The organism is Marinobacter sp. SBS5 (assembly GCF_048285575.1).
Lineage (GTDB): Bacteria > Pseudomonadota > Gammaproteobacteria > Pseudomonadales > Oleiphilaceae > Marinobacter.
Genome location: NZ_JBLWAZ010000002.1, coordinates 264,957 through 277,704 on the forward strand (window position 1 = coordinate 264,957; position 12,748 = coordinate 277,704).

13 protein-coding genes are annotated in these 12,748 nt (G+C 54.1%); 4 read left to right on the forward strand and 9 right to left on the reverse strand.

The window, feature by feature from the left end; genetic code table 11:
- Positions 1–126: 126 nt before the first annotated feature.
- Positions 127–2,412, reverse strand: a complete 2,286-nt coding sequence (locus ACNQ6O_RS06800; protein WP_418052481.1) for a DUF1631 domain-containing protein — start codon at positions 2,410–2,412, stop codon at positions 127–129.
- Between the two features lie 216 nt (positions 2,413–2,628).
- On the opposite strand from ACNQ6O_RS06800, the gene nadC reads away from it, so the two are divergent.
- A complete protein-coding gene (gene nadC / locus ACNQ6O_RS06805; protein WP_418052482.1) occupies positions 2,629–3,468 on the forward strand; it encodes a carboxylating nicotinate-nucleotide diphosphorylase in 840 nt (279 codons plus the stop codon).
- Between the two features lie 14 nt (positions 3,469–3,482).
- Here the strand turns inward: nadC and ACNQ6O_RS06810 are convergent, their stop codons facing one another.
- Genes ACNQ6O_RS06810 through ACNQ6O_RS06830 form a run of 5 tightly spaced genes read right to left on the reverse strand, consistent with a single transcriptional unit; the run spans position 3,483 to position 7,232 of the window.
- Positions 3,483–3,818, reverse strand: a complete 336-nt coding sequence (locus ACNQ6O_RS06810) for a YqcC family protein (protein ID WP_418052483.1) — start codon at positions 3,816–3,818, stop codon at positions 3,483–3,485.
- Positions 3,819–3,832: 14 nt separating this feature from the next.
- Positions 3,833–4,630, reverse strand: a complete 798-nt coding sequence (locus tag ACNQ6O_RS06815; RefSeq protein WP_418052484.1) for a ParA family protein — start codon at positions 4,628–4,630, stop codon at positions 3,833–3,835.
- A gap of 47 nt (positions 4,631–4,677) precedes the next feature.
- The gene (gene hda, locus ACNQ6O_RS06820) at positions 4,678–5,394 is read right to left on the reverse strand and encodes a DnaA regulatory inactivator Hda (RefSeq protein WP_418052485.1); all 717 of its coding nucleotides are present in this window, start codon (positions 5,392–5,394) and stop codon (positions 4,678–4,680) included.
- A complete protein-coding gene (locus tag ACNQ6O_RS06825; RefSeq protein ID WP_418052486.1) occupies positions 5,373–5,933 on the reverse strand; it encodes a CDP-alcohol phosphatidyltransferase family protein in 561 nt (186 codons plus the stop codon). The genes hda and ACNQ6O_RS06825 overlap by 22 nt, the downstream gene beginning before the upstream one ends.
- An 18-nt stretch (positions 5,934–5,951) precedes the next feature.
- Positions 5,952–7,232 (reverse strand): DUF2066 domain-containing protein, encoded by a 1,281-nt coding sequence (locus ACNQ6O_RS06830; RefSeq protein WP_418052487.1) that lies wholly within the window; start codon positions 7,230–7,232, stop codon positions 5,952–5,954.
- 204 nt (positions 7,233–7,436) lie between these two features.
- Between ACNQ6O_RS06830 and purM the strand changes: the two genes are divergently transcribed.
- The 3 genes from purM (at position 7,437) to ACNQ6O_RS06845 (ending at position 9,973) form a co-directional block, all read left to right on the forward strand.
- Positions 7,437–8,501 (forward strand): phosphoribosylformylglycinamidine cyclo-ligase, encoded by a 1,065-nt coding sequence (purM, locus tag ACNQ6O_RS06835; RefSeq protein ID WP_418052488.1) that lies wholly within the window; start codon positions 7,437–7,439, stop codon positions 8,499–8,501.
- Complete coding sequence (gene purN, locus ACNQ6O_RS06840; protein WP_418052489.1) at positions 8,498–9,160, forward strand: phosphoribosylglycinamide formyltransferase; 663 nt, start codon at positions 8,498–8,500, stop codon at positions 9,158–9,160. The genes purM and purN overlap by 4 nt, the downstream gene beginning before the upstream one ends.
- A gap of 72 nt (positions 9,161–9,232) precedes the next feature.
- The gene (locus tag ACNQ6O_RS06845; RefSeq protein ID WP_418052490.1) at positions 9,233–9,973 is read left to right on the forward strand and encodes a DUF3108 domain-containing protein; all 741 of its coding nucleotides are present in this window, start codon (positions 9,233–9,235) and stop codon (positions 9,971–9,973) included.
- Between the two features lie 8 nt (positions 9,974–9,981).
- Here the strand turns inward: ACNQ6O_RS06845 and ACNQ6O_RS06850 are convergent, their stop codons facing one another.
- From ACNQ6O_RS06850 to dcd, 3 genes are all read right to left on the reverse strand, one after another.
- Complete coding sequence (locus tag ACNQ6O_RS06850; protein ID WP_418052491.1) at positions 9,982–11,247, reverse strand: valine--pyruvate transaminase; 1,266 nt, start codon at positions 11,245–11,247, stop codon at positions 9,982–9,984.
- Positions 11,248–11,316: 69 nt separating this feature from the next.
- Complete coding sequence (locus tag ACNQ6O_RS06855) at positions 11,317–11,916, reverse strand: YjaG family protein (RefSeq protein WP_418052492.1); 600 nt, start codon at positions 11,914–11,916, stop codon at positions 11,317–11,319.
- Positions 11,913–12,479 carry a dCTP deaminase gene (gene dcd / locus ACNQ6O_RS06860; protein WP_114335712.1) on the reverse strand — a complete coding sequence of 189 codons (567 nt, stop codon included), beginning with the start codon at positions 12,477–12,479 and terminating at the stop codon, positions 11,913–11,915. Before dcd ends, ACNQ6O_RS06855 begins: the two co-directional genes overlap by 4 nt.
- Positions 12,480–12,748 lie beyond the last annotated feature (269 nt).

Below are 12,748 nucleotides of genomic sequence, written 5' to 3' on the forward strand. Positions count from 1 at the left end.
TTTCTACAAGGTCAGATCGTGTGTTTGGCAAGGCTCATCCGTAGGGGCAATGAGTGATTCATGACAGTCGATTGAATCACAAAGCGTTTACATATGCCACGAATTACCGGACAGCCCCGGCATCAATCAGTCCTTTCGGCTGTGCCTGAGGTTATCAATGATGGATTCCAAGGCTCGATCAAAGATGAGGCCATCATCCAATAACGTGATTTCCTCGTCTTGCATCGCCAAGGCGAGGTCATCCCGCAGGTATTCGGCAACCTTGGCACCGTTACGATTCACAAAGATGTACTTACCGGTCGCTTTAATGAAGGCCGCCAGTTTACAGCGAACCCGAACACCCTCTTTGCTTAACTCCAGCCAAGAGCCCACGCTCAATTGATCGGCGGCATCAAGCCACTGCTGAGCTGCGATGGCCGGTCGCTCTTGAGGCACCGCTTGATCAACAAGTTCAACCGAGCCAGCCGTATCATTCTTATTCTCGCCAGGGTCAGATTCTTTGAGAGCCTCAACGGTCTCTTCTGGCTCCAGCAACGGTGGCTCAACATCGACCTGGACATCGAATTCAGTTTCCGCAAAGTTGACAGCCTCTGCCGGAGACTCTACCGGTGCGGTCACGAGGGTCTGCAAGACATCAACGTGCACAAGCTCCAGATCTCTGATCACCGCGTCGGTCGCAAACGGATCCCAGGAAATCTCCTGCAACGCTTTTCTCAGCCCTTCAACGACACCCGGAATTGTCCGCAACAGCTCTGTACGAGTATCACTGGTAACCGGGCGTGGATCGACACTCCACACCAATCGACCGATTAATTCACTGGCGCCAGCCCATAACGGGCTGTCCTCACCATGACGCAAAACCACCCATTGCAGGTATCGCGAAAGCGGGTCATGAATAATCTGCAGAACCGGCTCTGGCAGCTCATGCTCTTTAATCTGTTGGCGAACCAATTCAGCGGCGGCCTGATGAGCCCGCTCCTGCTTAGCCCTTCCCTCTTCGGCATCCTTGAGCCGCTGCTCCACCAATTCTCTGCGGCGGCGATCCAGGTCCGTAAAGTGACCGAAGTCTTTTACCAACTCTTCGAACAGCCCCACGTTATCGTTGTACTCGGACAATACGCGTTCAACCACTGCCTCAATTTTATCGCGCAGCGGGTCCCGCACTCCGGGACGTTTTTCGGTCCAACCTATCGCTGCCAACGCCAGTTCGTTCAGCAGCTTTCGGACCGGGTGTCCCCCTCGATTGAAGAAGTTGCGATCACTCAGCGCCACTTTCAGCACAGGTATTTGAAGCCGCCCAATCAACGCCTTCATAACCGGGTGCAATTGACGATCTTCCAAAATAAACTCAAACAACATCGATACGAGGTTGATGACATCACCATCAACCTGGCCAACCGAAGCACTCTCTCCTTCGGCAGATCGCAGCACTGGCTGTAACTGCTCCCGCAATGGCACAACCTGCTCATTCTGGACATTCTGAGCGGTCGACTGAAGCTGGCTCAGCTGCTTGATCAGCCGTTCGGTATCTAACACCTGTGCTCCAGGCTGCTCAGCCGGTGCCTCCTGATGACCGGTTTGGTGCAGCAACGCACTCAACTCACTCAACGTAGGCGTTACTTCCGATTGGTTGTATTGGGACGTCTCGCTCGATAGATCAGCCTGTCGCGCACGATCTGATGAGGGCACCCCACGCTGGCGTGGAACGGGAGCACCTGCACGAGGCGGTGCTTTCATATCAGACAACACACCTTGGGTCACCAGCGTCTGGTTGCAGGCTTGATAGAACACGCCGAGTTGTTCCGTTAGCATGCGCTCAAACAGTTTCAGCACCACCAGCTTGGCGCGAATATCAATATCCAGATCAGAGCAGGCTTCTGCAATCGCACCACACAACACTTCAGGGCTCAGCGGGATCTGGGCATCGGTCACAGAGACGTCAGGAACGGTGTGGCGAACTCTCGCCGCTAACAAACTCAACACTTCCGAATAACGGTTTCGCAACCGGTTAGTCAGGTTATCCAACGCAACCTGCTGTTCGAGGTCTGAGTGGTCCACCAAGCTTAATGAATCGCGATCCACTTTTTCTAACGACTCGTCCCTCTGGGCCGGGTTAAAACGTCCGAGCTCGTTAAAGGCCTGACTGACGTACTGAAGGATTGAAACGGTCATGGACTTGCGCCGCAAACGCAACTCGCGCATCGCGTCGAAGTAGGAGGTCTGATCCTGATTCGAGCCAGCCCTGTCAGCCAATGCAAACAGGCTGTCATCCGCCTCTTCAAAGAAACGCGAAAGCACCGTTTTAAGGGATTGGCCGGAGGTGTCCCGGAGTCGCATTAACGCAACCGGCAGCGAAAACTTGCCTACCGATGTCTGGCCACCCAAGTGAACGACCTTATTGTGCTGCGCCATGGAGATGCTCCGTTCCAAACCTGTTAAACAATGTAAAACACGTTATAACTACATCATATAGGCATCGCCTGTCACCTTCTGTCAGAATTTGTCACCTTTTGTTTACGCAAGAACTTCATCACACTACGCCTACTTGCGCCCGGCATTTTGATAAACCTCTCGAGGGCAGTAGAATTGCCCTCCATCGACCAACATTCACTTTTCCGGACATTCACCATGATCACCCCTGAACTGCTTCGACAGGCCCGCATTGAATCCGTCGCCCAAAGCCTCCGGGAAGATATCGGTGATGGCGACATCACCGCCATGCTGATCCCTGCCGACAAGCACGCTGAAGGGCGAGTCATTACTCGCGAGCCCGCTCGCTTGGCAGGCAAAGACTGGGTGAACGAAGTATTCCGCCAGGTAGATCCTGACGTTAAGCTTGAATGGTTACACAACGATGGCGATCAACTTCAGGCGAATGACGTTATCTTCAGGATGTCAGGAAAAGCCCGGTCGCTGCTGACTGCAGAAAGATCCGCGCTCAACTGGCTACAAGCGCTGTCAGGCGTGGCGACCCAGTGCGCCCATTTTGCGGCCAAAGTTTCCCACACGAAGGTGCAGCTACTCGATACCCGGAAGACCCTGCCTGGATTAAGACTTGCCCAAAAATACGCAGTAACTTGCGGTGATTGCAACAACCATCGCATCGGATTGTGGGATGCCTTCCTGATTAAGGAAAACCACATTGCTGCCTGCGGCTCCATCGCGGCAGCCGTCGCCGAGGCTCATCGTATTGCTCCAGGCAAGCCCGTCGAAGTAGAAACCGAATCGCTGGATGAACTAAGACAAGCTTTGGATGCCGGCGCAGACATCATTATGCTGGATGAGTTTTCGATGGAGGACATGAAGCAAGCGGTAGAGTTCGTTGCTGGGCGCGCCAAACTTGAGGCTTCAGGCGGCATCAACGAGCAAACGCTGGTCCCCATTGCAGAAACCGGCGTCGATTACATTTCGATCGGCGCGCTAACCAAAGACGTAAAAGCCATCGACCTGTCTATGCGTCTGGATTGATCCAGACGCATAGATCACTCGCCAGACAGCAAACTGTCCATGTGCGCCAACGTCTGAATAAGCTTGGCGCCACTTTCAGTCCGCCCTCGAAAGTATTCCTCTGCCATAGGAGCAATACCAGACACTGACGGCAGCGGCTGCCCGGCTTCAAGCAGTAGTTTCATGCGCGCAACAAACACAAACTGCAGCCACTGGGTGAAGCTCATGGTATCCAGACAAAACGGCTGCGTACTCTCGAACGCTTCTACGGGAAGCGGCTCCTCTTGCCACGCCCCCAAGCCTCTAAGTTCTACTTCAATCTGAAGCAAACTATCGGCAACATTACTGGCATGTACTTGGCTTTCGGTCATGGTCAATCGCCCCATCAATCCGCCAGCGGTTCCAATTCAACCGCTTCACCGTAAAGCACCCGGTACAAATCTTCGAACTGCTGAGTGAGCGCATGCTTGGGCGCCATATGGATCAGTGGTTTTCGGGCCTGATGAGATTCTTTCATTTTCACGGAACTGGACAATCGCACCGGCAGCACAGGCAAACCTTCTTCAATCAACTCCCGCACCAACTGCTTTGGCAGACTGGCTCTGGGCTGGAACTGGTTCGCCACAATACCTTCAACCACCAACTCTTCGTTATGGTCTTCCTGGAGCTCGCGAATCTCATGCAGGATGTTATAAAGAGCCTGACGGGAGAAATCGTCACAATCGAACGGGATCAAACAACGCTGCGCAGCAATCAATGCAGATCGGGTATAAAAGTTAAGCGCCGGCGCGGTATCAATAAAAATTTCGTCAAAACTGTCACCCAGCTTTTTCAGAAACTCTCGTAGCTTGTAGATCTTGTGCTTGGCTTCCAGCTTACGCTCCAGGAAATCCAGCTCCGGGCTCGATGGCAGCACAAACAGGTTGTCAAAGGCCGTGGCATGCACAAACTCATCAGGGCGACGGGTGAACATGCTGAATGCAACGGTCTGCTCCAGCAGGTCTGCCACAGTATCCTTCAGCTCGGACGAGGCCTTGCCCAACAGATAGTGTGTGGAGTTACCTTGGGGATCAAGATCAACAACCAGAGTCCGCTTTCCCCGGGCAGCGCTAATGGCCGCAAGATTACAGGTAATGCTGGACTTACCCACACCACCTTTTTGGTTGAATACAACCCGTCTCATGTCGTCTCTCCAATCGTCATTGTTTTGAATTCGTTGTTATTGTGCCGCTACCAACCCATCACCGTTTTTACGAACGGGATGGTTAAGCGCCGCTGAGCCTGCAGCGAGTTTTCATCCAGAGTGTCCAGTATACCGAGCAGATCTCCAAGCTTTCTTGGGGCGCGTCGCATGATGAAATTGGCCACGTCGTCGCTGACCACCAAGCCGCGTTGCTCGGCCCTGGCCATCAGTATGTGCATCCTGTCTTCATCCCGGTACAAGCCCAACTGAAGCAACAAACCGTGCGACAATCGGGAAACCAGATCCGGCAAGCCAAACGGTAAAGACCCGGGCACTTCCGACATGCTCACAAGCAGCAGCCCGCCACGGTCCATCACCCGGTTGTAGAGGTGAAAAATCGCCTCTTCCCAATCGGCTTTGCCAGCAATCTTTTCGAGATCATCCAGACAAAGCAGAGGGTGCACCTCAAGACCGTCCAAAGCGTCAGGGCCGAAGGGAAGCAGTTCACCGATACTGATGCACACACCAGCTCGACCGAACTGATCGGTTTTATTGCAGGCAGCCTGCAACAGATGACTCTTGCCGGTATCGGAATCTCCGCAAATCACGACCACAGGAAGCCCCTGCGGCGCATCACAGATTGCTTCAAGACGGCGAGCTGCCTCGCGGTTCCTGTCACCGTGAAAATTATCGAAACGAGCGTCATCCCTGAGTTTGACCCCGAGGATCATCTGAGACGGTATCACGACCGCTTTGCCCTCCATGCCCGTACACCCCAAACCAGAATATAATGGCAACCGCTAAACACCGCAGAAACAGCAACTATCCAGATACTTGCGGTAAGGGTCCAAGATTCCATCGACAAACCAGCCATAAGAATAATGATCGCCAACGCTGCCAGAATCTGGATAAAGGTATTCATTTTTCCCGGTATACTTGGCTCCATTTCAAAGCGCCCTACGCCGTAATGGAACGCAAGTCCCCCGCACACAATAATCAAATCACGCCCTAGCACCAAGACAAACAGCCAAACGGGCAGCACACCCGTAATCGTCAACATCAGGTACGTGGCGATCAGCAGTGCTTTATCAGCCAATGGATCGGCAATCGCGCCAAGCCTGCTTTTCCAACCGAACGAACGGGCAAGAAAGCCATCAATCGCATCGGTCAGAGCTGCAACGACAAAGATCACCAACGCGAACCGGTATTCGCCGTCAAGCAAAGCGCCGGCGAACGGAATGATCAGTACGATCCGCAAAAAAGTCAGTGCATTGGGAATCCAACGCCACTGCTGCGATCTCACGTAATAGTCTCCGTCAGTTTATGAGTTGCTAACACCACGACCTGGAGCTCGCTGCCAGCGGTAGTAAAGCACTTCGTAGAGTGACTCAAAAGCGTCGGCTGCATCCTGTTCATCCCCTTCAGGCAGCGACTGATAAGCAGGACCGTTAACGTTTGGTGTTTCAGCTGCACCCTCTTCCGCCCCTTCTGAAACAGAAACCGTTGACGGAGCATCGTCCGACACAGGAGCGAGGGTCGCGTCCTCTGCGCTCTGAGCAACAAAGCGGGGGTCCAAAGCAATGTATTCTTGCAACTGGTTCAACTCGCCCGAAAACGTCACCTCTAGCGTCAAACGCTCGCCACGAATACGCGACGCGCCAACGGAGCGTACCGGCGTCATGCTTTCCAGCGCTTTCAGCACATGACCGTAATCAGCCAACGACGTGACACCATCCAAAACCACGTCGACTGCCGGGGAATCTGCCACGTTACCCGCAGAAACCGCATAACGGCTGGCATAGAGCTCCGCCCATTGGTCGACAACTTTGGCTGCCAGCTCTTTGGGCGTACCAGCACTGGCAGAAAGCTCGCTTGGGTCCATACCCATACCTTCAAATACCCAGCCTGCGCGCCACTGCCCACCTGAACGGCTGATGCGCATAAGTGTGATCACATCATATGCCTGCCCTTCGGAAGCGGTTTCAATACGATCAACAAACTGGCCCCACAGATCTGACAGCAACGAACGGTCACCCGAAAACTGGTCTGCTGGAAAAACCATCGGCAACCCACGCTCAGACGCAGCCGTCAAAAAATGTTTGCGCCACTCAGCCGCGCCTCCCGCTTGAGACGGCGAATCGCTATCCCCGGTGATTAACTGGCGCTGACCTCGATCCTCAACTGCAATCCAAGCCAGTGTAAGCGGACGATTCGCGCCCCACACCGGCGCATTCAGCGCGGCAAGCCCCCGGTTTACGCCCACCGCACCAAAACTCATCTGCATTCGGCTTTGGCCCTCGTTCTGCCCTACTTGGTAGGACAATAACAACGATTCCGCATTGGCCAAGAGCTCATCGATACCTTCAAGCGCCAGCACATCCCGGCTACCCGAAACACGAACCAGAACTTCACGCAGCCCGGCCTCGTATCCGGCCTTCACACTCGAGCTGCTGGCCCCTGAAATCGGCACATCGGCATTGTATAGCCCGGTGATCGTGACCGCTGTCGCCGGTGCCGCAACAAACAAGACGCACACCATTGCGATTGTTACGAGCACTGCCCGCTTCATTCTTGCTGAATACCCATTGACTGAATTCGTCATGTAGATGTAGCACCCTGCCGTTCCCATGATTGGCGCACAGGATACACCATCACCTGTCAGCTGAGTAGCAACGCCCGCTACCGCTCTACGTGATAACCGTAGATTAACCGGTGAATAGTGTCAGTATCGCCGAATACCAGTTGGAGCCCCCGTGCGCACCTGTTAAAATTCGCGGCCAGACCCACAGTCCAATGGTTATTTTCCATGAGCGAACAGAAGCCCTCCCTCACCTACCGCGATGCGGGTGTTGATATTGATGCCGGCAACGAGCTGGTTAACCGAATTAAGAGCACCGCGGCCAAAACCCGCCGCCCCGAAGTACTCGGCGGCCTTGGTGGTTTTGGTGCCATGGTGTCCATCCCTGCTGGCTATAAAGAGCCTGTACTGGTTTCAGGCACCGACGGCGTAGGCACCAAGCTTCGCCTCGCCATGCAGCTCGAAAAGCACGACACCATCGGCATCGATCTGGTTGCCATGTGCGTAAACGACCTGATCGTTGGTGGCGCCGAGCCTCTGTTCTTCTTGGACTACTACGCCACGGGCAAACTCAACGTGGACATCGCAGCCAATGTTGTTGAAGGCATCGGCAAAGGCTGTGAGCTTTCTGGCTGCGCACTGGTAGGCGGCGAAACCGCTGAGATGCCGGGCATGTATGAAGGCGACGACTACGACCTCGCCGGCTTCTGCGTTGGCGTAGTTGAGCGCGAAAACATTCTTGACGGCAGCCGCGTTCAGTCCGGCGACGTACTACTAGCCCTGGGCTCTTCAGGCCCACACTCGAACGGCTATTCCCTGATTCGCAAAATCATCGAAGTAAGCGGAGCGGACTTGAGCCAGCCTATGGGCGACACTACTCTGGCTGATGCTCTCATGGCTCCAACCCGCATCTACGTGAAAAATTTGCTCAAGCTGATTCGCGACGTAGACGTTCGCGCCATGTCACACATCACCGGCGGCGGACTGCCAGAAAACATTCCCCGCGTTCTGCCAGACAACACAGTTGCCGCAATCGATACCGAAAGCTGGGAACTGCCTCCTGTATTCCAGTGGCTGAAAGACGCCGGCGGCGTAGCTGCCGAAGAAATGTACCGCACCTTTAACTGCGGCATTGGCATGATTGTCTGCGTACCCGAAGATCAAAAAGATCTGGCGATCGACACACTGAATGCGATGGGCGAAACCGTGTGGCAGGTTGGCGTCATCGAGAACGCAGACTCCAGCGACGCTGCATCAGCGGTTCGTTACGCGCCAGGGCTGCTTAAAGCATGATGGCAGACCCAGCGCCGCTACCCAAAATTGTTGTTCTAGCCTCTGGCAGCGGAACCAACCTACAAGCTCTGATCGAAGCCTGCCGGGAGCGCGATTTTCCTGGCGAGATTATTGCCGTAGGCTGCAACCGCCCCGGCGCGTTCGCCCTCGAACGCGCCGCTCAGGCCAACATTCCGACCTTTGTGATCGACCACACGAAAATGGATTCACGGGAGGCGTTTGACGCCGCTCTGATGGCTGAGCTGCACCGACATAATCCAGACGTGATTGTTCTAGCGGGCTTCATGCGCATTCTCACGCCCGATTTTGTTCGCGCCTTCCGGGGCCGAATGCTGAACATCCACCCTTCCCTGCTGCCGGCTTATACCGGCTTGAACACGCACAAGCGAGTACTGGAAGCCGGAGACAAAGTTCACGGCGTTTCCATTCACTTTGTGACAGAAGAGCTGGACGGCGGCCCGGTTATCGCGCAATCCGAAATTGCGGTGAACGCCGATGACACCCCCGAATCACTGGCAGAGCGCGTTCAGCAGCAGGAACACCTGCTCTATCCGATTGTTCTACGCTGGTTCTGCGAAGGGCGCATTCAGCTCTCCGCTGATGGCGTGCAATTCGACGGAACACTACTCCCAAAACCTATGCGCCTCGCTGACAGCTGAACAGATTGTCATCCTCACTTAGCCAAGGAACGGCTAGACTGTCATATGCACAGACCGTGAAGAGGCCATTGGATGCAACGCTACAAAACGCCAAGTAAGATTATTTCGCTACTCGCGGGGCTCGCATTTTCCAGCCTCGCGGTGAGCGCCTCGACAGATAGCACCGCCAAATCCGAGCTATCGCCATACGAAGCCAGCTACACCGCATCCATGTCTAAAGGCGTAAGCCTGAACGGCCAAGGCGTTCGCACACTCACCGATCAGGGCAATAACGTGTGGCTATACCGCACGGACGTTGACTCCTTTATTGCCGACATCAACGAATCCCTCATTTTCAAATGGAAAGACGGACACGTCATCCCTTTACGTTATCGCTACAGCCTATCCGGCTTTTTGATCAAAGACCGAAAGCAGTCGATCGATTTCAACTGGCAAGAAGGCATAGCGAAAGGAAAATATAGCGGCAAATCGTTTGAGGTAAAACTTGAGGAAGGCACGCTGGATCCTCTGGGGTACCAACTGCAATTGCATCAGGACTTGAAGGCCGGGAAGCGAGACATCACCTACCGGGTGCTGGACAAAGGGGACTACGACACCGATCGTTTTGCCGTTATTGCAGAAGAAAGCCTGAGCGATCGAGGCCAGACCATGAAAACCTTAAAAGCCGAGAAGGTACGAGACAAAGGCTCCAAACGCCAAACATTAATGTGGTTTGATCCGGAGCAAAACTACCTCCTGGCCCGCCTGCTACAGGTAGAGCCAGATGGCAGCGAGTATGAATTACGCTTGAAGGACGCGCGAGTTCAGGACTGACCCGCGACTCAGTGCTCTGCCCATACCGCCTTCACTTCGTCAGCGATAATACGCAATCCTTTTGCCACCTGTTCATCGTCCTGTGAGTAGGTCACGCGCAGACATTCGTGGCGGTGTTTCCAGTCATCATCCGGCAACCCCGGGAAAAAGTAGTGGCCGGATACGACCAACACACCACGTTCTTTCAAACGCTGATAAAGCTCCAAACTTGAAATCGGCAGGTCCGGAAACCACAACCACAAGAACATAGCCCCTTCCGGTTTGTGGATATACCAGCGACAGCTATCTTCACCCATCGCTACCCGAAACGCCTCGACCGCCCTTTCCATTTTTTCTTTGTAGAACGGGCAAATCACTTCACGACTCAGCGAGAGTATTTCCCCGGATTTAACCAGCGGCTCCGCCAGCATGGCACCAAAACTACCCGTTGCCAGGTTCATGATGGCATTGATACCAGACAACGCTTTGATAACCGGCGCAGAGGCGATCACGATGCCGGTACGTGCGGCCGGCAAACCCAACTTAGACAAACTCAGGCAAAGGATGATTTGCTCATTCCAGGTGGGCTTTGCGTCTACGAACAACAAACTCGGGAAAGGCGTGCCGTAAGCGCCATCCACAATCAACGGAATGTCGTACTCACGCGCCATTCCCTCGAGCCTCGCCAATTCTTCATCGGTAATGACGTTGCCGGTAGGATTGGTGGGACGCGACACACAGATAGCACCGGTTTCACCGGTTACTTCAACGGCATCGAAATCCACACGATATTTGAACTCGTGCGCATCGGTAAACGAAATATCAGGCTGCACAGCGTGGAATAAATCTTGATCAATACCCGCATCGGCATAACCAATATATTCCGGCGCCAAAGGTAATAATATGTGCTTGCGCTGCCCGTTTCCGTATTCGCCGCCAAACATATTGAACAACATGAAGAAAGCCGCCTGGCTGCCATTGGTCAGCGCAATATTCTCCGGCTTAAGCCCCCACCCGTACTCTTCGTTCAACAACTCTGCTAACGAGGCAATGAACTGTTTTTCGCCCTGAGGGGGATCATAAATCCCGACCAAGCGGCGCACCTGATTTTCGTCGGCGGCGATATTAGCCAGAATTTCTTGCACTCTCTGCTGAACTTCAGGAATGTGGCCGGGGTTGCCACCGCCCATCATGATCATATCCTCACCGGACGCCATGGCATTCCCCAGGTCATCCATCAGTGAAGTGATGCCGGCATCGGCGGTGAACTTACGACCAAAAGCAGAGAGTTTCATGTCTCTTGTCCGTTAGAAAGCGATTAAGAAGGTTAAGGTTAATGCTAATTCTACTGCGGGCTGGGGCAATCAGGTATCGAGAGAGATACCCAGATTGCTGACGCCTTCGTTGGAAGCGTCATTTCGCAGGTCCTCGATAAAGTCTTCACTGGGCACGCGCTGTCGCTTCAGAGAGAGCACGGTGTCACGCTGAAAGACTTTATCTTCTTTGAGCAGAGGGTGTTGCTCGAACAATCGGATCAATTCGTCGTCGTCCATCCCCTCACCTTCCGACATTTCCACGAAGTCCACGACGGTTTTGGTGGCCAGCTGAGACGCCTCTGTTGCCCGGTGCTTGTTCGGGTTCAGGCGATTCAGCAAAGCTTGCTCAAGCAGCTGACAGAAATCGAAGGCTGGGTATACGCCATAGGCGTCAAATTCGTCGACATTCGGGCTGAGGGTTTCGAGCTTGCTGAGCAACTGAGGGATCGCAGCTTCGGCGTTGTCTAGCTGCAATGTTCCCCAGGCAAGATCGAGCAACTGGCGCATTTTGCCGCCGCTCTTCATGCCTACTGCGTCTGCGAACAGGGCGTAGTTGGGGAAGGCGCGCTCGGCGAGAGCCAGCAGGTAGGCGCATTCACGCCAGCCCTGCAGTTGTGAGACGGCTTTCAAAAACTGGTTGGCGTTCATGTCCGAGGCAGGGTCACGCCTGTCTGGCCAAGGTATTTGCCGCCACGGTCTTTGTAGCTGGTTTCGCACATTTCGTCAGACTCGAAGAACAGCATCTGTGCAACGCCTTCGTTGGCGTAGATTTTCGCTGGCAGGTTGGTGGTGTTGGAGAATTCCAAGGTCACCTGACCTTCCCATTCCGGTTCCAGCGGGGTTACGTTCACGATGATACCGCAACGTGCGTAGGTGCTTTTGCCGAGGCAAATGGTGAGCACGCTTCGGGGGATGCGGAAGTATTCAACGGTGCGCGCCAGTGCGAAGCTGTTCGGCGGTATGATGCAGACGTCGCTGGTGATGTTGACGAAGCTGTTTTCGTCAAAGTTCTTTGGGTCTACGGTGGCGCTGTGTACGTTGGTGAAGATTTTAAATTCGTTGCTGCAACGTACGTCGTATCCGTAGCTTGAGGTGCCGTAGGAGATGACGCGGCCGTTTTCGTTTTCACGAACTTGCCCGGCTTCGAAGGGTTCGATCATGCCGTGTTCTTCGGACATCCGGCGGATCCACTTATCGGACTTTATGCTCATGGGGAATTCTCGTTTCCAGCTGGGAAAAATTGGGGCGTAGTTTACCTTGTCCTTGGGGTTGTGTCGAAGGCTCGGGCTTTTATCAGTCACGCTTTTGGATTTGGCGATCTCAGCTGCGAGAGCGGCCTTGTCAAAAGATCTAACTCAGACGACTGCGGCATCGGGCACGCCTTCCAAAAACCGCTACTAGCACATCCATGTGCGCTTCTCTTCGGCCATCCATGGCCTACGACATTTTTGGAAGGCGTGCCCGATGCCGCGATCAAACT

Excerpts from the sequence above, each read along its gene's own strand:
- ACNQ6O_RS06815 (WP_418052484.1), bottom strand. The coding sequence starts at position 4,630 with ATGAGACGGGTTGTATTCAACCAAAAAGGTGGTGTGGGTAAGTCCAGC.
- ACNQ6O_RS06830 (WP_418052487.1), bottom strand. The coding sequence starts at position 7,232 with ATGACGAATTCAGTCAATGGGTATTCAGCAAGAATGAAGCGGGCAGTG.
- ACNQ6O_RS06855 (WP_418052492.1), bottom strand. The coding sequence starts at position 11,916 with ATGAACGCCAACCAGTTTTTGAAAGCCGTCTCACAACTGCAGGGCTGG.
- ACNQ6O_RS06845 (WP_418052490.1), top strand. The coding sequence starts at position 9,233 with ATGCAACGCTACAAAACGCCAAGTAAGATTATTTCGCTACTCGCGGGG.
- ACNQ6O_RS06800 (WP_418052481.1), bottom strand. The coding sequence starts at position 2,412 with ATGGCGCAGCACAATAAGGTCGTTCACTTGGGTGGCCAGACATCGGTA.
- purM (WP_418052488.1), top strand. The coding sequence starts at position 7,437 with ATGAGCGAACAGAAGCCCTCCCTCACCTACCGCGATGCGGGTGTTGAT.
- purN (WP_418052489.1), top strand. The coding sequence starts at position 8,498 with ATGATGGCAGACCCAGCGCCGCTACCCAAAATTGTTGTTCTAGCCTCT.
- nadC (WP_418052482.1), top strand. The coding sequence starts at position 2,629 with ATGATCACCCCTGAACTGCTTCGACAGGCCCGCATTGAATCCGTCGCC.
- dcd (WP_114335712.1), bottom strand. The coding sequence starts at position 12,479 with ATGAGCATAAAGTCCGATAAGTGGATCCGCCGGATGTCCGAAGAACAC.
- ACNQ6O_RS06850 (WP_418052491.1), bottom strand. The coding sequence starts at position 11,247 with ATGAAACTCTCTGCTTTTGGTCGTAAGTTCACCGCCGATGCCGGCATC.
- hda (WP_418052485.1), bottom strand. The coding sequence starts at position 5,394 with ATGGAGGGCAAAGCGGTCGTGATACCGTCTCAGATGATCCTCGGGGTC.
- ACNQ6O_RS06810 (WP_418052483.1), bottom strand. The coding sequence starts at position 3,818 with ATGACCGAAAGCCAAGTACATGCCAGTAATGTTGCCGATAGTTTGCTT.